An 18,205-nucleotide genomic window follows, 5' to 3' on the forward strand; every position below is an offset into this window, starting at 1 on the left:
GGCATATCGCTGTCATCGGCGCCGCATCGAACGGCGCCGGCAACAAGCGAGGGGGACTGCACATGGACAAGTTTTTCGGAAATCTGCACGCCGTTTTGATCGCCGGGCTGCTGCTGGCGATCGCGCTGATGTTCGGCCTCAACGGCCAGTATTTCTCTGACGGGATCACGGCGGGCAACGCGATCCTGCGCTGGCTGCACACCTTCTTCGGCATCCTGTGGATCGGGCTGCTTTACTACTTCAACTTCGTTCAGATGCCGACCATGCCCAAGATTCCGGCAGAACTGAAACCTGGCGTATCGAAGCATATCGCGCCTGCGGCGCTCTTCTGGTTTCGCTGGGCGGCGCTGGTTACCGTGCTGCTGGGCCTCGGCATCGCGTTCCACAACAAATATGCTGTCCCGGCGCTGACCTTCTCCGACCCCAATTTCAAGCTGATCGGCGCCGGCATGTGGCTAGGCCTGATCATGGCATTCAACGTGTGGTTCCTGATCTGGCCGAACCAGAAAAAGGCACTCGGCATCGTCGAAGCGGATGACGCGACCAAGGCGAAGGCAGCCAAGACGGCCATGATCTTTTCGCGAACCAATACCTTGCTGTCGATCCCGATGCTCTATGCGATGGTGAACGCCAACAACGGCTGAGTCCCCGATCCTCCCTGTCGCGCGGCGATGGGGAGGAACCGGTCAGCCCTGTTCCATCGCAGCCTTGTGGGTGCGGCCGTTCATGACATAATGCGCGACGCCCATCTGCATCCCTGAAGCCTGCGCCTCGTCGATTTCGCGCACCCGGCGCGCGGGCGAGCCGGCCCATAGTTCGCGGGCGGGGATTTCCTTGTTCTCCGTCAGCAGGGCTCCCGCAGCAAGCATCGCGTCGCTGCCGATCCGGCACCCGTTCATCACCGTCGCCTTCAAGCCGACGAACGCCCGGTCGGCTAGCGTGCAGCCATGAACCATCGCGAGATGGCCGATCAGCACATCCTCACCGATGATCGTCGGAAAGCCTTCGGGCCGATGCGGCATGGGCCCATCGCAATGCAAGACACTGCCGTCCTGGATATTCGATCGCGCGCCGACGACGATGCGGCTGACGTCAGCGCGCAGCACGCAATTATACCAGATGCTGACGTCGGGACCGATCACGACATCGCCGATGATCCGGCAACCAGGTGCGATGAAGGCGCTGGGGTCGATTTGGGGCGTCTTGCCGTTGACGCTGATGATGCTGACGTCGGTATAGGTCATTCGCTCTTCCCGATCAGATGGCCCCAGAGCAGGACGGGCAAGGTCGATGCATAATCGTCGGTCCAGCGCGTGAAACCGGGGCGTGCCGCGAGCGGAACCCATACCCCGTCCTCGCTGGCCTTGTCACGCGGCTTCAGACCGCCGGTCAGTTGGGTGAGGCGATCCGGCGTTGCGGTCATCGCGACCCAGCTCGATGCCGTCAGATTGCCGAAATCACGATTCATCGGATCGCTGTCGGTGATCGACGGGTCGAGCCGGATGGCCGCGCTCCATCCCCGCGCCTGTGCCTCCGCCGCAAGCACGGGCTGAAGATCGAAGAAACGGTTGGAGATGTGAATCAGAAGTATCCCACCAGGCTTCAGCGCCCGCGCATAGATGCCGATCGCTTCCTTGGTCAGCAGGTGGAGCGGGATGGCGTCGGACGAGAAGGCGTCGATCACCAGAATGTCGAACTGCGCTGGCGGCAGCTTGGCGACCTGCAACCGTGCATCGCCGATAACGATCGGAACATGCGGCGCGCATTTGCTGATGAAGGTGAATTTCGACGGGTCGCGCGCGATCGCGGCCATCGCCGGATCGATCTCGAATATCGTCCATGCCTGTCCCGGCTTGCGGTAACAGGACAGTGTCCCGGCACCGAGCCCGACTATCCCGACGGCTGCGCTCGGTCCGGCGAGCTGGTTCGCCTTGTCGAGCGTCAAACCGACCCCCGATTTGTGGCCATAATAGGTCGTGGGGTCCAGTTCCCGACGCTTGTCCGTGTGTTGTAACCCATGCAGCGTCGTACCGTGCGCGAGACGGCGCTGCTGGCGATAGACATCATCGGTGACCGTATAGACGCCGAAATAGCTGCGAACGCGCGACCCGTCGGTGCTGCTCTTCAGCGTTTCGACGCCCCCGACGCCTAGCATCAACATGGCCAGTGACAGCACATAGGCCCAGCGCCAGCCAATCACGAGCAGGCCGACCGCCAGCGTCAGCCCGGCCCAAAGCCCGTTCATCCCGTTGAAGGTGCCGTCCCAGTTGCTGGCCAGATTCCAGCTCGTGAAGGCCGCCAGCAACAACAGCAGGATGACGATCCGGCGGGGATTGGCAATCTTCAGCCATTGGTCCCACGGCAGAAGCGCCGGCAGCGGCAACAGCATCGCCGCGGCGAGAATGAGGATCGGATGCTCGTAGACCCAGTCGAACAACAGCGGAGCGATCAGCGCCGCGAACAGGCCGCCCAGCACACCGCCCGCCGACATGATGAGATAGAAAAGCGTAAGATGCCGCGGCGACGGGCGCAAATGATGCAGATAATCGTGGAGCGTGGTCGCGACGATGAACAGCATGACCAGGCTCATAAACGCGATCAGCATCGTCCCGCCACTGGTGCTCAGCAGCGCTTGCCCGCCCGCGATCAGCAGCACCGCCGGTGCAAGGACGCGAAAAGTTCCCTTGATCGATTCGGCGTTGGAAAAGGCAATCGAAAAGCTGAGGAGATACAAACCCAGCGGCAACACCCAGAGCAGAGGCATCGCGACGATATCGGTCGTGAGGTGCGTCGTCGTCGACAGCATCAGCCCCGACGGGACGGCCGCGATCAACAACCAGTGCAGTTGGCGACGCAGGGTCGGGCGCGGCTCGTCGGCGCTGTCCGCCGCCTCGTCATGCGCTCCCTTTCCAGTCCAGCGCGCAGCCGCGCTTGCCGCGACAAGCAGCGCAAGAAGGCCATAACCTGCGGTCCACCCCCAGCTTTGTGTCGCGAGCGGCATATTCGGCTCGACGAGCGCCGGATAGCTGATCAGTCCGGCGAAGCTGCCGAGGTTCGAGGCCGCATAGAGATAATAGGGGTCACCGGCGCGTGTATCCGCGGCGAACCAGCGCTGCATCAGGGGCGCCTGCGCCGACACGACAAAGAACACCGGGCCGATCGAGGCGATCAGCAGCAGCGGTACCCACAGTGCCTCCTGTCCCGGCGCGGGCGGCGCGATCTGCGCGATGCCGAGCGGCAACCACAGCGCGGCGAGAACGAAAAGCGCGATATGGATCATCGCCTGCCGGCGAACCGCAAACCGACCCAGCCAATGCGCATAGGCATAACCGCCAAGGAGCAGCGCCTGATAGACGAGCATTGCGCTGTTCCAGACCGCAGGCGCCCCCCCCAGCTTGGGAAGAACCATGCGCGCAACCATCGGCTGCACCTGAAAAAGAAGGAAGCTGCCAACCAATATGGTCAGCACGAAAAGCCAGCGCCGCGGTCCCTGCGTCATTTATCCCCCAAAATCATCCGCCCAGAAGCCGCGCCGCGTGGAGCGCATGATAGGTCAGCACGCCTGACGCACCGGCCCGGCGAAAGGCGAGCAACGTTTCGAGCACCAGCGCATCGCGATCGCCCGCCCCAGCGGCGGCGGCCGCTTCGATCATCGCATATTCGCCCGACACCTGGTAAACATAGACGGGGACCGCGAAATGATCCTTAACGGCGCGCACGACGTCGAGATAGGGCAGCCCCGGCTTCACCATCACGCTGTCGGCGCCTTCGCCCAGATCCATCTCGACCTCACGCAGCGCCTCTTCGACGTTGGCGGAATCCATTTGGTAGGTCTTCTTGTCGCCTTTCAGCAGGCCACGCGATCCGACGGCATCGCGAAACGGGCCGTAAAAGGCCGACGCATATTTGGCGGCGTAGCTCATGATCTGGACATGGCTGAAACCTTCAGCCTCCAGCGCCTCGCGGATCGCGCCGATGCGTCCGTCCATCATGTCGCTGGGCGCGATGATGTCGGCCCCCGCACGCGCCTGATTCAGCGCCTGGCCGACCAGCACCTCGACCGTTTCGTCGTTGAGAACATAGCCCGTATCGTCGATCAGGCCGTCCTGCCCGTGGCTGGTATAGGGATCGAGCGCAACGTCGGTGAGAACCCCGATCGCGTCACCGAGCGCATCCTTGATCGCCGCAACCGCCTTGCACATCAGATTGTCGGGGTTGAGTGCCTCCGCACCGTCGGGACTGCGCCGGTCGGGCTCGGTATAGGGAAAGAGCGCAAGGCACGGAATGCCCGCCGCGACCGCCTCTTTCGCGCGGTCGACGATCCGATCGACCGACCAGCGCGAAACGCCCGGCAGGCTGACCACCGGTTCTTCGGTTTCCATGCCAGGACAGACGAACAGCGGCCAGATCAGGTTGGATGGCGTGAGGTGGGTTTCGCGGACCATCGCCCGGCTCCAGCCGGTGCGGCGCGTACGGCGCAGGCGCCGGTCGGGATAGGCGGCATATGTCATGCGGCGTGCATAGCGGCGCGGCGCGAGAGGGCAACTGGATATTCGGGAGAAATCGTCGCGCCCACGGGCGGAAAAGCCGATTCCGCTATTGCCCGCCGCCCGCGCGCTTGGTCGCGACATCGGCAAGCGAACCGAGCTTTGGCCCCTGGGCGGGCTTCGCCGGGGCCGCGCTCATCGCCCCGCCCGGAGCGACCGAGGTAAGCTGGCGGATCCGGGCCCGGAAGTCGGCAAGGGCCTTGCCTTCAAGCTGCGCACGACTGATGAACGTTACCGACAACGGATTCACCGCAACGCCGTTGCGATAGACTTCATAATGAAGATGCGGACCGGTCGAGAGGCCGGTCGAGCCAATATAGCCGATCACCTGCCCTCGCGACACATGCTGGCCCGGCCGCACCGCAATGCGGCTCATATGGCCATAGCCAGTGCCAAGTCCGGCGCCGTGGCTGAGCTTCACATAGTTGCCGAACCCTCCAGTGCGGCCGGCGATCGTTACAAGCCCGTCGCTGACCGCATAGATCGGCGCACCGTACCCACCGCCGAAATCGACGCCGCTGTGCATCCGCTTATATCCCAGGATCGGGTGGCGGCGCATGCCGAAGGTCGAGGTAATGCGGCCGTTGGTCGGACGCCCGACCCCGCCGCTCTGCTGACCGACGCCGGAGGCTTCGAACCACTGGGTGCGTCCATCGACGGTCCATTCGATCATCGACAGCCTGGGTTTGCCGCCCCGGACAAGGCCAGCATAGAGCAGCTTGCCGGTCTCGCTCTCTCCGGTTTCGGCGCGGCGATGTTCGACGATGATGTCATATTCGTCGCTGGCGCGAATATCGCTGCCGACCGAAATCTGGCGACCGATGATGCGCAGATAGGCCTGGATAGACTCGGGCGACGCCCCCGCGGCGCGTGCCGAACGGTAGAGGCTGTCCCCGACCCGGCCGCGGATACGCAAGGGTGTGCTGTCGACCGCGATCGGGATGCGGCGCATCACCAGCCTGCCATCGATCCGCTCCATCTCGATCCGGAGGTCGAACCGCGCGCGCATCGCCAGCGCCTCGACCGGGCGCGGCATCGTGCGCGCCGCGCGGCGCCCGAGGATCAGGTCGATGCGCGTACCCGGCGCGATATCGGCGAGGGGCACTGCGGAGGAGACCTGGCTGGCCAACGCCTGCGCATCGCCGCTGCCGACGCCCGAGCGTTCGAGCAGGCGCGCGAAACTGTCGCCCGCACCCAGCGTCGCGGTCAGTTCGATCTGCGGGCGTTCGGGTGTCTGGGCCAGCGGGCGGACAGCATCGGTCGCGGCCATGTGGCGGCCGGTGTCGCCGCCATAGGCGAGCGGCACGATCATCTGCGCGCGCGCTTCGTTGAAATCGGCGGCGCCGAGCGCAGGAGCGCCTCCAACCTCAAGCGGCCGAACGCCAGGAAAAGTGGAAATCGCAGCCCCGCAGAGCAGGGTCAATGTCGCAAGGCCGCGCCACCATTCGCGCGATCCGATCGCGTCGCCAAGGTCGGGAACGAGGTCGATCAGCGCAAGGCGGTCACGCCAAGACAGCCGGGGTTCCGCATCCGCGCGCGCCGTCTGCAGGGGCAACGCCTGCGCCATCGAAAGTGCAGCCGCGTTGCCGGACATTCCCGCAATGGGTTCGTGGCGCTGGAACAAAAAGTGCAACCCCCGTTCGACGGGCCTCCCTGGACCCGGCCGTCGAATGATTTTTTCGACCGGATGTCTGTAAAGAAAGGTCGTTAAAGTCAATTTAATGCCCGCCCCCCGCCGCTGGCTTGCGGCGGGCCGTGGCGGCGTTGCGCCATGATGTGTGCCCGGGTTGAAAATGCTACCTTTCCCACACCGTTCGACGATCGCCTGTTGCACGCGGAACGCGCCCATGCCAGCAGGGAGGACAAGACAATGACGTCATCCTCTTCCCAACCGGTCAAGGCCGTCCTTGGCCCCACCAACACCGGCAAAACCCATTTGGCGGTCGAGCGCCTGACCGCCCATTCCAGCGGGATGATCGGTTTTCCGCTGCGCCTGCTCGCGCGCGAGGTCTATGACCGCGTCGTGGCGATTAAGGGTACCGCCGAGGTTGCGCTGATCACCGGCGAAGAGCGGATCATGCCGCCGGACGCCCGCTATCTGCTGGGCACGATGGAGGCGCTGCCGATCGCCCGCGACGTGGCGTTCGTCGGGATCGACGAAGCCCAGCTCGGCGCCGATCCCGAGCGCGGGCACGTCTTTACCGATCGCATATTGCGCGCAAGGGGCCGCGAGGAAACGATGATACTCGGCTCGGCGACCATCAGGGGGCTGGTACGAAGCCTGGTGCCCGAAGCCGACATCGTGACCCGCCCGCGCTTCTCGACCTTGAGCTATGCGGGCGCCTCGAAGCTGTCGCGGTTGCCCAAACGCTCGGCGATCGTGGCCTTTTCGGCCGAGGAAGTCTATGCGATCGCCGAAATGCTCCGCCGTTTCGCGGGCGGAGCCGCGGTCGTGATGGGCGCGCTCAGCCCAAAGACACGCAACGCGCAGGTCGCGATGTTCGAAGCGGGCGAGGTCGATTATCTCGTCGCGACCGACGCCATCGGCATGGGGCTCAATCTCGACGTCCAGCATGTCGCCTTTGCGAGCCTGCAGAAGTTCGACGGGCGCCGCCTCCGCCGCCTGACCGTTTCGGAAATGGCGCAAATCGCAGGGCGCGCCGGACGGCACCAGCAGGACGGCAGCTTCGGCACCATCGGCACGCCGCAAGGCGGCTTCACGCCCGAAGAAATCCTGGCAATCGAGGGACATCATTTTCCACCGTTGGCCAGCCTCTTCTGGCGCAACCCGACCCCGCGTTACGACAGCCTGGAACGGTTGCTGGCCGACCTGGCGGAGCCGCCGACGCAGCAGGGCCTGCGCGCTGCGCCCGAAGCGGTCGACCTTTCCGTCCTCAAGCATCTGGCGGGCGACATGGAGGTGCGGATGCGCGCCGCCGAGCCGCAAGCCGTCGAGCGCCTTTGGGATGTCTGCGGCCTCCCCGATTTCGAGCAGCTCGGCGCCGAACATCACAGCCGCACCGTCCTCAAGCTCTGGCAATGGCGGACGACCGGCGACGGGATGATCGATCCCGACTGGTTTGCCAGACGCCTCGCCCGGCTCGACGACACAGACGGTGACATCGACCAGCTCGCGAGCCGGATCGCGGCGGTGCGCACGCTTTGCTTCATCGCGCAGCGGGGCGACTGGATCGCGGGCGGCGCGGGCTGGACCGAGCAGACGCAAGCGCTTGAATCGCGGTTGTCGGACGCCCTGCACGCCGCGCTGGCCCAGCGCTTTGTCGATCGCCGTCTCGCGCTGCTGCTCCGCGATGCCGGACAGCGGCACGCCGCCCTCCCCGTCGCGGTCGGACCCGACGGCACCGTCGCGGTCGATGGCGAACCGATCGGGACGCTGAAAGGCTTTTCGTTCAAGGTCGATGCCCGCGCACGGGCAAGCGACCACCGCATGTTGCTGGCAGCGGCGGAAAAGCATCTGCGCGGCGAACTGTCCCGCCGGGCCGCCGCGCTGGCCGCCGGCGAAGACAATGGCCTTGTGCTGGTCAGCGAGCCGGGCGGCGCTGCGCGCCTTGCCTGGCATGGCGACATCGTCGCGACGCTGGCGCGCGGGCCGACGCTGGTCCAGCCGTCGGTGCAGATCGACCCGTCGCTGCGCCGCCTCGAACCACAACAGGTGCAGGCCATTTCGGAACGTCTCCAGGCATTTGTCGGCCATCAGCTTGCCCGCCACGCCGGCCCGCTCGCCGCGATGGGCGAGGCAGCCGGCGACCTGTTCACCCCGCCGCGCGTCCGCGCCCTGCTCGCCGCGCTGGTCGATGGCGGCGGCACGGCAACCCGCGCTTCGATCGAGCAACAGCTCGCCGCGATCACCGCCGACGAGCGACCGCAGCTTCGCAAGCTCGGCCTCACCATCGGGTCGCTCGATATCTTCCATCCCGCCTTGCTGAAACCCGAAGCGGTGCGGTGGCGCGCCGCGCTGATGGCGGCACAGCAGGGAACGGCAATTCCGGCGCTGCCGCCGCAAGGCGCGGTCATCCAGAAGACCGGCAGTCACGCCGCGCTGACCATCGCGGGCTTTCGGCGCTGCGCGAATGGATGGCTGCGCATCGACATGGCCGAAAAACTGGCGCGTCAGGCACATGCCGCGCGCCTGCAGGCCGCGGCCCCGCCGACCGCGCCACTGACCGGCAAGGACCCGCATCACCACGATGACGGCGGTGAAGAAGCGCACGGCGCGCCCTTGCCCGGCTTCGCGATCGACCCGGCGCTGGCGACGTCGCTCGGCCTCGACGAGGAAACGCGCCGTGCGCTGCTCGGCAGCTTCGGTTTCCGCAGCGTCGGCGATCCCGCACAAGGGCGCTGGCGCTGGTCGGGGCTCAAGGCGATCGACAAGCGTCCGCGCCGCAAGCATGGCAAGAAGGCGGCTGGTGCGCCGCCGCCGGGCGGCGAACGCCCCCGCCCGACCGCCAAGCAGGGTCAGGCCCGGCGCGGCAAACCGGGCAAGGGTGCGAAGCCCGCTGACGCCGGCGCCCGTCCGCCGCGCGCCGATCGTCCGGCGCGCCGCAGCCCTTCGCCCAATAGCCCCTTCGCCGGGCTGGCCGCCCTGCTCGCGGGCGGGCGCGAGGACTGATGTCCAGCCCCGGCGCGGCTGGAAGCATCCGGCTCGACAAGCTGCTGTGGTACCTGCGCTTTGCGCGCTCGCGCAGCATCGCACAGGCCATGGTCGCAGCGGGCCATATCCGCCTCGACGGGCGCCGCGTCACGCGCGCATCGGCCGCAGTTCATTCAGGCGCGACGCTGGTACTGCCCGTCGGCGAACGCATCGAGGTGATCCGCCTGCTCTCGCTGCCGCTCCGCCGCGGCCCCGCGCCGGAAGCCGAAAGCTGCTACCTTCGGCTCGGCGCCGAAACGCCCACCGGATCGAGCTGAGCTATTGCCGGCAGAGGAAAAGCTGCCTCCGGAAAGCGCGCCGATCCGCCTAGGGAATGAGAGTGATTCGCAACTGTCGCTTTGCGTTGACGCGCCGCGTTCGCGAGGCTTAGAGGCGAGCCGGTCAATTGTCCGGACGGCAAGGGTGCCGCCGACCAAGGGAGCATATAATCCATGACCTATGTTGTCACCGACGCCTGCATCCGGTGCAAATATATGGACTGCGTCGAGGTCTGCCCCGTCGACTGTTTCTATGAGGGCGAGAATATGCTCGTCATCAATCCGAACGAGTGCATCGACTGTGGCGTGTGCGAACCCGAATGCCCGGCCGAGGCCATCCTTCCCGACACCGAGAGCGGCCTCGAGAAATGGCTGGAACTGAACGGCAAGTATAGCGCCGAATGGCCGAATATCACGGTCAAGAAGGACAGCCCCGCCGACGCCGACGAATTCAAGGGTGTCGAAGGAAAGTTCGAAACGCACTTTTCCGCCGAACCCGGCGAAGGCGACTGACCGCCGACGCGAACAGGATGATCGGGGCGGGACATCCCGCCCCTTTTTTTGCCCCCTTGAAACCGCCCGGCTTGGCGCCGATGTAGGATGGCGGAGGGGCAGCCCGCCGGTTCGCGGCGGGGCATCCCGAAAACGTAAGGACGAAATTCGCATGATCGACCCGCTCGCCGCCCTTGTTCCCGTCGTCGTCGAGCAGACGAGTCGCGGCGAACGCAGCTTCGACATTTTCTCCCGCCTGCTGCGCGAACGGATCATCTTCGTCACCGGCGAAGTCGAAGACAACATGGCCTCGCTGATCACCGCCCAATTGCTGTTCCTCGAATCGGAGAATCCGAAGAAGGACATCTTCATGTACATCAACTCGCCGGGCGGCGTCGTGACGGCGGGCATGGCGATTCACGACACGATGCAATATATCCGCCCGCGCGTCGGGACCTTCTGCATCGGCCAGGCAGCCTCGATGGGCAGCTTCCTGCTCGCGGCGGGCGAGCCAGGCATGCGCGTCGCGCTGCCCAACGCCCGCGTGATGATCCATCAGCCGTCAGGCGGCGCCCGCGGCATGGCGTCGGACATCGAAATCCAGGCGCGCGAAATTCTGCGTATCCGCAAGCGGATGAACGACCTCTATGTGAAATACACCGGCAAGTCGCTGAAAGAGATCGAAAAGGCGATGGATCGCGACACCTTCCTCGAGGCCGAGGAAGCCAGGGATTTCGGCCTTGTCGATCACGTCTTCGGTTCGCGTCCGGCGGCCGATGGCGAGACTGGCGCCGCGACCCAGAGCGAGGGACCCACGCCCTGATGACGGGGCGGCGGCATATGCGGCAAAGGGCCGGTAACCGCGTTTCTTGACACCCGCTTTGCCGCACGGCGCTATTCGACACATTGCGACGACGTCACCCAATTGCCATATTGTAATTGGGTGGCCGCGGGCTAGGATAATGACGGCAGCACCTCCATTGGACCTGCCAGAGGACTGAATATGACCAAATTGAGCGGCTCGGACAGCAAGAGCACCCTTTATTGCTCCTTCTGCGGCAAGTCGCAGCACGAAGTCCGCAAGTTGATTGCCGGACCGACGGTGTTCATCTGCGACGAGTGCGTCGAGCTTTGCAACGACATCATCCGCGAAGAGATCAAGGGCGGCGTTGCCGCGCGCAAGGACGGCGCGGTACCGACGCCGCTGGAAATCTGCCAGCATCTCGACGCCTATGTGATCGGCCAGAACAAGGCCAAGCGCGTGCTGTCGGTTGCGGTGCACAACCATTACAAGCGCCTTGCCAATTCGGGTCGCGGCGAAGACGTCGAACTGGCCAAGTCGAATATCCTGCTCGTCGGCCCGACCGGCAGCGGCAAGACCCTGCTCGCGCAGACGCTCGCACGCTTCCTCGACGTGCCCTTCACGATGGCCGACGCAACGACGCTGACCGAGGCGGGCTATGTCGGTGAGGATGTCGAGAACATCATCCTGAAGCTGCTCCAGGCCAGCGACTATAATGTCGAAAAGGCCCAGCGCGGCATCGTCTACATCGACGAAATCGACAAGATCAGCCGCAAGGCGGAAAACCCGTCGATCACCCGCGACGTATCGGGCGAAGGCGTGCAACAGGCGCTGCTCAAGCTGATGGAAGGCACGACCGCAAGCGTTCCGCCACAGGGCGGGCGCAAGCATCCGCAGCAGGAATTCCTGCAGGTCGATACCACGAACATCCTGTTCATCGCGGGCGGCGCTTTCGCTGGCCTCGAAAAGATCATCGGCGACCGCCTGCAGGGCAAGTCGATCGGTTTTGGCGCACATGTCGCGGGACCCGACGAGCGCCGCGCGGGCGAGACGCTCAAGCAGATCGAACCGGAAGATCTGCTGAAGTTCGGCCTGATCCCTGAATTCGTCGGCCGCTTGCCCGTCATCGCGACGCTCGAGGATCTCGATGTCGACGCGCTGGTCAAGATCCTCGGCGAGCCGAAGAACGCGCTGGTCAAGCAGTACAAGAAGCTGTTCGATCTGGAAGAGGTCGCGCTGACCTTCACCGACGACGCGCTGATCGCGGTGGCGAAGAAGGCGATCGATCGCAAGACCGGCGCACGCGGCCTCCGCTCGATCGTCGAGGCGATCCTGCTCGACACGATGTTCGACCTGCCCGACCTCACCGACGTCGTCGAGATTGTCGTCGACAAGGACGTCGTCGAGGGTCGCAAGGACCCGGTTCGGGTCTATGCAGACAAGGCGAAGGAAGCCGGCGACGCGGCTTGAGTCGCGGCTCGCTGCATAAATGCCGCAGCGCGTCATGTTGCATCGCAGCAACAGTTGCGGGAAAAAACGCATGTCGACCTGTGGATAATTCCCCGGGCGAGACGGAAATACGTCGTTTTTCGACCTTTTCCTGATCGCCGGACCCTTCGCGGCTTGCACTGTCACAATTGCTGTCACAATCGTGCCACATGCGGGCGTCAGGGGCGCTCGCAGGTCAGGTGCGTCCCATTGTCGCGTGCCTGCCGCACGCTACCAATAGGGGACATCCTGACATGAAACTTCGTTATTCGATCGCCGCTAGCCTGATGGCTATCAGCGTCGCCACCGTCGTTGCCGCGCCTGCCCAGGCGCAGCAGATCACGACCGGTATCCAGGGCCAGGTCAGCGATGACAGCGGCGCCGCGGTCGGCAACGCGACCGTCGTGATCACCGACACCCGCACCGGCTCGGCGCGCTCGATCACCACCGGCGCCGATGGTCGCTTCGTCGCCACCGGCCTTGTCACCGGTGGCCCTTACACCATTGCGGTGACCGCCGACGGCTTCGAAGGCCAGACCATTCAGGACGTCAACACCTCGCTGCAGGGCAACACCGATCTGCGCTTCCAGCTCGCTTCGGGCGGCGGCGAGATCGTCGTCACCGGCTCGCGCGTCAAGGTCACGCAGCTTGCCGTCGGACCGGGCACCAGCTTCACCACCGAAGTGCTGCAGAGCGCGCCTTCGTTCAACCGTGACGTTCGCGACATCATCCGCCTCGACCCGCGCGTCAGCCTCGACCGCGATGATGGCGGTTCGGGCCAGGATCGCATTTCGTGCCTCGGCGGCAACGACCGCGGCAACGCCTTCACCGTCGATGGCATCAGCCAGGGCGACGTCTATGGCCTGAATGACACGGGTTTCTCGTCGCGCAGCTCGACCCCGATCCCCTATGACGCGGTTCGCGAAACGCAGGTGCAGTTCGCGCCGTTCGACGTCGATTATGGCGCCTTTACCGGCTGTGCGATCAACGTCGTCACCAAGTCGGGTACCAACGACTATCATTTTGGCGGTTTCTTCGAATATTCGGACAATGGCCTGCGCGGCAACAGCGTCCGCGGGCTACCCGTGGCCGGTATCGAGCCCGAAAAGCGCTGGGGTGTCTGGGCCGGTGGTCCGATCATCAAGGATCGCCTGTTCATTTTCGGTGCTTATGAACATCAGGAAGCCGGCCAGTCGCAGGATGACGGTCCGACGGGTGCCGGCTATGCCAACCCGCAGACGGGCATCTCGGTCGAGCAGTTCAATGAGATTTCGCAGGTCCTGAAGGACGTGTACGGTGTCGATACCGGCCCGCTGGTAACCAGCCGTCCGTTCAAGAACGACCGCTATTTTGGTCGCCTCGACTGGCAGATCACCGACAACCATCGTTTCGAGGCTACCTATCAGCGCCTCGAAGAAGCATCGACCCGTCCGGACGACCTGTTCACGGGATCGTCGCCGCAAGCCATCGGTCTCAACACCTTCTATCTCAGCGGCACCAAGTCCGATTATTATTCGGGTCGCCTCTATTCGCAGTGGTCGGATAATTTCTCGACCGAACTGCGCTATTCGCACTCGAAGGTTATCGATCGTCAGGATCCGATCGGCGGCGGCGAAGCGCAGTCGGGCAATCCAATCCCGCGCATCATCGTCGGCATCGACAACGCGACCGGCATCGACGGCGCCGTGCTCGCCGGTCCGGGCAACTCACGCTCGGCCAACGACCTGCAGACGCGCATCGATCAGTATCGCGCCGTCGCCAAGCTGGTCGCGGGCGCCCACACGCTCAAAGTCGGCGCCGAACTGAACCGCGCGGACCTGTTCAACCTGTTCGTGCAGAACGCGACCGGAACGCTGGTGTTCCGCAATATCAACGACCTGCGCGCCGGCCTGCTGTCGCCGGGTTTAGGTAGCAACCAGACCTCGACGACCCCTGCAAACGTCATCGCGGGGAACACCGAGGGCGCCTTCGGCAACTTCTCGGCCACCGGCGACGTCAATGACGCGGCCGCAGCCTTCAAGCGCAGCATCTATACGATCTTCGCGCAGGACGAGTGGGAGATCAGCAGCCAGCTCAACGCGGTCATCGGCGTCCGTGCCGACTGGTATGATGGCGGCCGACCCAAGCTGAACTCGGTGTTCCTCCGCCGCTACGGCTTCCCGAACACGACCGGCTTCAGCAGCCTTGCACCGGTCATCATGCCGCGCGTCGCGCTGACCTATGACATGAACGACTTTGCAGTCTTCGGCCGGCCCAAGATCAGCGCCGGTGTCGGCATCTTCTCGGGCGGCGATCCGGTCGTCTGGTTCGGCAACGCCTTCCAGAACGACGGTCGCGGCTTCGCCACGGGTACGACGCAGGACGCGGCTTGCGGCCTCGCCGCCGGACAGCAGCTCGACGTCGTCGTCAACGGCCAGTTCACCGGCGTTCCCACCTGCTTCCAGCAGTCGGCATCGGCCAGTGCGGCAGCGGGTCTGGGCGACACCCAGTCGGTCAGCCCGAACATCAAGATGCCGACGGTGCTGCGCGCCAACATCGGCTTCACGTCGGAGCTGAACTTTGCCTCCTCGGGCTTCTTCAGCGGCTGGAACCTGAACCTCGACTATATCTACAGCAAGTATCGCGACCCGCTGACAATCGTCGATCTGTCACAGACCGTCGATGCCCGCCTTGGTCTCAACGGCTACACCATCGACGGTCGCCCGATCTATCGCGCGATCGACCCGAATGTTGCCGGCTGTACCGCTCGCCTTGTCGGCTTGAACCCCGGCCCGGTATACGAGAACGTCAACACGGCCTGCTTCAACACCAGCCGCGATGACGAACTGCAACTGACCAACGCGGGCAGCTATCGCAGCCACATCGCATCGTTCATCCTGTCGAAGACCTTCAACGGCGGACTGTTCACGGAAAATGGCAACGTCGATTTCAACATCGGCTACAGCTACACCGATGCGCAGGATCGTCGGAACATGTATAACTCGACGGCCGGGTCCAACTATGACCTGACCGCCGCGTTCGACCGCCAGAACCCGGCCGCATCGCGCGGCTTCTTCAGCAGCAAGCACAATATCTCGACCCGCCTGGCTTTCCGCGAAGAATTCTTCGAGGATCTGTCGACGCGCTTCGCGATCAGCTTCATCGCACGGTCGGGCCGTCCATACAGCCTGACCTTCTCGGGCGGCAGCGTGTTCAACGACAGTGTGTCGGGCACTGAAAACGCGCTCGCCTATCTGCCGACCGGGATCAGCGATCCAAACATCTCGCCCAGCTCGAACATGACGGCAGTCCAGAATCTGGCCGACTTCGTCAGCGGTCTGAGCTGTGCGAAGAAATATGTCGGTCAGACGATCGCGCGGAACACCTGTTCGAACGACTGGTACTTCGACATGGACCTGTCCTTCTCGCAGGAAATTCCGGGTCCGGGCCACCTGTTCGGGAAGAAGGACAAGCTGAAGCTGTACGCGACGATGGACAACTTCCTGAACTTCCTCGACGACAACTGGAACGTCCAGCGCCGCCGCAACTTCTCGGGTCTTCAGGACATTGCGTCGCTGTCGACCGCAGGCGTGGACGCGCAGGGCCGCTACATCATCACCGGCTTCAACGGCGCGGCCGACTATGCTGCCGACAACGGCATCAACGTCAGCTCGTCGGTGTGGCGTCTGAAGGTTGGCGTGTCGTACGAATTCTGATCGAACGACGCAGGCAAGGGATTGGGGCGCGGAAGGCAACTTTCGCGCCCTTTTTCTTGCCCGGATGAAATAGGGGGGACGCCCCTTGGGGCGCCGGTCGGTCAGCCCGCTGCGAGCCGGCGGGCGGTGTCCTGGACAAGCGCGATCATGTTGGGGACGCCCTGCGTGCGGTTCGACGAAAGCTGGCGGGTCAGGTCGAAGGGTGCGAGGCGCGCAGCGACGTCCATGTCCGCGACCTCGGCGGCGGCCTTGTCCTGCACGGCGGCCAGCACGAGCGCGACGATTCCCTTGGTGATCGCGGCATTGCTGTCGGCAAGAAAATGCAGGCGGTCGCCCGCCTGCGGCACCGGATAGACCCAGACGCTCGCCGAACAGCCGCGCACCAGCGTCGCGTCGGTCTTGAGCGCGTCGGGCATCGGCTCGAGCTCGCGGCCGAGCTCGATCAGCAGGCGATAGCGATCGTCGCCATCGAGAAAGTCATATTCTTCGAAAATATCATCGAGACTGCGCATCGCCGCGCCCTCGCATGTTTGGGACCGCGTTGGAAGTCCCGGCGGCCACGCCGCGATACGACCCGGATTACGGCTTTGTCACGGCGCGGCCACCCCCTCGTCGGACGGCAGCGCGTAACAAGGGATTGTTCGCGGAAGAGACATCCCCCTGCCCCGACCACCGAACCTAGTGATTTCATCTCTATGGAGTGAAGAATATGGCACGCTTTCGTACCCTTGTCGGTCTCGGCCTTGCCTCGACCATGCTGATCACCGCGCCCGTCTTTGCGGCCGCGACGACTGCCAAGCCCGCCGCCAAGCCGGTGGCGCACGCCCAGGCGAAGCCCGCGGCGACCAAGGTAGCCACCGCACCGGCGCGCACCGCCACCGCCAAGCCACGCGGCCGCATGGTCACGGCCCGCCTCGCGAACGGCAAGACGGTGACCTATGATTGCTCGCTAGCGGGTAACAAGACCAAGCAGGCCTGCAAGGGCTGACGGTCCACCGTCCGGGTTTTTTGCCCACCCTACTTTCGGGGCTGTATGGCCCGTCGGGACCGCATCGATATGTCGACGCGGTCCCGTTTCGTTTCTTGGGGTCAGGACCCTAAAGATCGACGCCCGCCGCGATGGCTTCAAGCTTGCGCAGCCTCTCCTTGAGGTCGGCGATCTCGATCCGCGATCCGGCGTGCGGCACCGTGGGGTCCTGCGCCAGACCATGACCGGCGGCGAGCTCCTCGCGCTTGAGCTGGATCCAGTCCCGCCAGCCGCGGAGTGCGACCAGGCTGACGATCATCAGTGCGCTCAGCGCCACGGCGGCGGGGATCAGGTTCGTCCAGAGATCGGAAGTGATGGCGGCCATGTCGCGGCTCCTTCTTCGTCACATGTCTTAAGGAAGGGAACGGTCGCGCAGATTCTCGATCTCCTGATCGAGCGTCACGGCGCGATTGTTGTCGGTGGCAATGCGTTCGAGCACCTGGATGCGATCCTTGAGCGCGCGAATCTCGGCCTGCAGCGTCTTGGTTTCGGCGTCGCTACCGGCATTGCCGACGAAAAATTCATTGCCATGTCGGTCGCGGCGAATGCCGTGCTTGGCGCGGATAATGCTGCCGATCGTCACTATGAGGACGATGCCGAGAACCATTTCAAACGGGCCCATAAGGGAGTTCCTTTCGTCTTTATTCAGTTCAGCGGCGCGTCGCGAAGCTTCTCGATCTCTTCGGCGACATCGACACCGCGATCGGTAGCGATGCGTTCGAGGACGCGGACGCGGGCTTCGAGCCGTTCGGTGTGCGCCGCATATTGGGCGGCCTTCTCGGCGGTCATTTCGGACTGCTTCTCGATCATCCGCTGTTGATGCTTCGTCCAGGCGACGAAACCGCCGAGGATGAAGGGAGCGAGCGGGATCAAAATCCAGATAGAGTCACCCATGATGGGATATCCTTCAGTTGGCGGGGCGCCGCAGCGCCTCGATCTCATGGCTCAGCCGGTGGCCCTCGTCGGTGACGATGCGTTCGATCACCGCGAGGCGGTCCTTCACCGAACCAAGCTCGGCGCGGAGCTGGGCATTTTCCTGGCTGATCAGCTTCACGCGCTCCATCGCCTCGTCGCTGGTCTTGGGATAGACGGCCTTGCCCCAGCTGTTTTCGAGCGGATAGCCATTCTTGACCCGCAGCCAGGTGGTGAAGACCCAACCGCCGACCCCGGCCAGGCCGACAATCGCGGCGACGGGGGCAATGGTGTTCAAAACATCGAGATTCAT

At 64.4% G+C, this 18,205-nt stretch carries 17 protein-coding genes; 8 read left to right on the top strand and 9 right to left on the bottom strand.

The genetic code is table 11. The annotated features are described in order from the left end of the window. Positions 1 to 62: 62 nt before the first annotated feature. Positions 63 to 644: a urate hydroxylase PuuD gene (locus JNM03_RS05880; protein WP_294035215.1), complete on the top strand. Its 582-nt coding sequence runs from the start codon at positions 63 to 65 to the stop codon at positions 642 to 644. A gap of 42 nt (positions 645 to 686) precedes the next feature. Here JNM03_RS05880 and JNM03_RS05885 read toward each other — a convergent pair whose 3' ends face one another. From JNM03_RS05885 to JNM03_RS05900, 4 genes are all read right to left on the bottom strand, one after another. Further along, complete coding sequence (locus JNM03_RS05885) at positions 687 to 1,244, bottom strand: gamma carbonic anhydrase family protein (protein WP_294035217.1); 558 nt, start codon at positions 1,242 to 1,244, stop codon at positions 687 to 689. Beyond that, complete coding sequence (locus JNM03_RS05890) at positions 1,241 to 3,499, bottom strand: fused MFS/spermidine synthase (RefSeq protein WP_294035218.1); 2,259 nt, start codon at positions 3,497 to 3,499, stop codon at positions 1,241 to 1,243. Before JNM03_RS05890 ends, JNM03_RS05885 begins: the two co-directional genes overlap by 4 nt. 13 nt (positions 3,500 to 3,512) lie before the next feature. Further along, on the bottom strand, positions 3,513 to 4,511 hold the full coding sequence (gene hemB / locus JNM03_RS05895; protein ID WP_294035220.1) for a porphobilinogen synthase: 999 nt from the start codon (positions 4,509 to 4,511) through the stop codon (positions 3,513 to 3,515). Between the two features lie 85 nt (positions 4,512 to 4,596). Then, complete coding sequence (locus JNM03_RS05900; protein ID WP_294035222.1) at positions 4,597 to 6,114, bottom strand: M23 family metallopeptidase; 1,518 nt, start codon at positions 6,112 to 6,114, stop codon at positions 4,597 to 4,599. A 303-nt stretch (positions 6,115 to 6,417) separates the two neighbouring features. On the opposite strand from JNM03_RS05900, the gene JNM03_RS05905 reads away from it, so the two are divergent. From JNM03_RS05905 to JNM03_RS05930, 6 genes are all read left to right on the top strand, one after another. After that, on the top strand, positions 6,418 to 9,177 hold the full coding sequence (locus JNM03_RS05905; RefSeq protein WP_294035224.1) for a helicase-related protein: 2,760 nt from the start codon (positions 6,418 to 6,420) through the stop codon (positions 9,175 to 9,177). Further along, positions 9,177 to 9,476 (top strand): S4 domain-containing protein, encoded by a 300-nt coding sequence (locus tag JNM03_RS05910; protein ID WP_294035226.1) that lies wholly within the window; start codon positions 9,177 to 9,179, stop codon positions 9,474 to 9,476. The genes JNM03_RS05905 and JNM03_RS05910 overlap by 1 nt, the downstream gene beginning before the upstream one ends. A 174-nt stretch (positions 9,477 to 9,650) precedes the next feature. Next, positions 9,651 to 9,989: a ferredoxin FdxA gene (gene fdxA, locus JNM03_RS05915; RefSeq protein ID WP_294035228.1), complete on the top strand. Its 339-nt coding sequence runs from the start codon at positions 9,651 to 9,653 to the stop codon at positions 9,987 to 9,989. A gap of 151 nt (positions 9,990 to 10,140) precedes the next feature. After that, on the top strand, positions 10,141 to 10,791 hold the full coding sequence (locus JNM03_RS05920) for an ATP-dependent Clp protease proteolytic subunit (RefSeq protein WP_294035230.1): 651 nt from the start codon (positions 10,141 to 10,143) through the stop codon (positions 10,789 to 10,791). A 180-nt stretch (positions 10,792 to 10,971) separates the two neighbouring features. Then, positions 10,972 to 12,240, top strand: coding sequence for an ATP-dependent Clp protease ATP-binding subunit ClpX (clpX, locus tag JNM03_RS05925; protein WP_294035232.1), 1,269 nt, complete (start codon positions 10,972 to 10,974; stop codon positions 12,238 to 12,240). 272 nt (positions 12,241 to 12,512) lie between these two features. After that, on the top strand, positions 12,513 to 15,953 hold the full coding sequence (locus JNM03_RS05930; protein WP_294035234.1) for a TonB-dependent receptor: 3,441 nt from the start codon (positions 12,513 to 12,515) through the stop codon (positions 15,951 to 15,953). Positions 15,954 to 16,054: 101 nt separating this feature from the next. Here the strand turns inward: JNM03_RS05930 and JNM03_RS05935 are convergent, their stop codons facing one another. Further along, the gene (locus tag JNM03_RS05935; protein WP_294035236.1) at positions 16,055 to 16,465 is read right to left on the bottom strand and encodes a SufE family protein; all 411 of its coding nucleotides are present in this window, start codon (positions 16,463 to 16,465) and stop codon (positions 16,055 to 16,057) included. Between the two features lie 197 nt (positions 16,466 to 16,662). On the opposite strand from JNM03_RS05935, the gene JNM03_RS05940 reads away from it, so the two are divergent. Continuing rightward, positions 16,663 to 16,941: a hypothetical protein gene (locus JNM03_RS05940; RefSeq protein WP_294035238.1), complete on the top strand. Its 279-nt coding sequence runs from the start codon at positions 16,663 to 16,665 to the stop codon at positions 16,939 to 16,941. Between the two features lie 109 nt (positions 16,942 to 17,050). On the opposite strand, the gene JNM03_RS05945 is transcribed toward JNM03_RS05940, so the two are convergent. The 4 genes from JNM03_RS05945 to JNM03_RS05960 are packed head-to-tail and all read right to left on the bottom strand — an operon-like array spanning position 17,051 to position 18,205. Continuing rightward, complete coding sequence (locus JNM03_RS05945) at positions 17,051 to 17,305, bottom strand: hypothetical protein (protein WP_294035240.1); 255 nt, start codon at positions 17,303 to 17,305, stop codon at positions 17,051 to 17,053. Between the two features lie 27 nt (positions 17,306 to 17,332). Next, positions 17,333 to 17,602 carry a hypothetical protein gene (locus tag JNM03_RS05950; RefSeq protein ID WP_294035242.1) on the bottom strand — a complete coding sequence of 90 codons (270 nt, stop codon included), beginning with the start codon at positions 17,600 to 17,602 and terminating at the stop codon, positions 17,333 to 17,335. Between the two features lie 23 nt (positions 17,603 to 17,625). Next, positions 17,626 to 17,874 carry a hypothetical protein gene (locus JNM03_RS05955; RefSeq protein ID WP_294035244.1) on the bottom strand — a complete coding sequence of 83 codons (249 nt, stop codon included), beginning with the start codon at positions 17,872 to 17,874 and terminating at the stop codon, positions 17,626 to 17,628. A 13-nt stretch (positions 17,875 to 17,887) separates the two neighbouring features. Further along, the gene (locus JNM03_RS05960) at positions 17,888 to 18,205 is read right to left on the bottom strand and encodes a hypothetical protein (RefSeq protein WP_294035246.1); all 318 of its coding nucleotides are present in this window, start codon (positions 18,203 to 18,205) and stop codon (positions 17,888 to 17,890) included.

Source organism: Sphingopyxis sp. (assembly GCF_016793825.1).
Classification (GTDB): domain Bacteria; phylum Pseudomonadota; class Alphaproteobacteria; order Sphingomonadales; family Sphingomonadaceae; genus Sphingopyxis.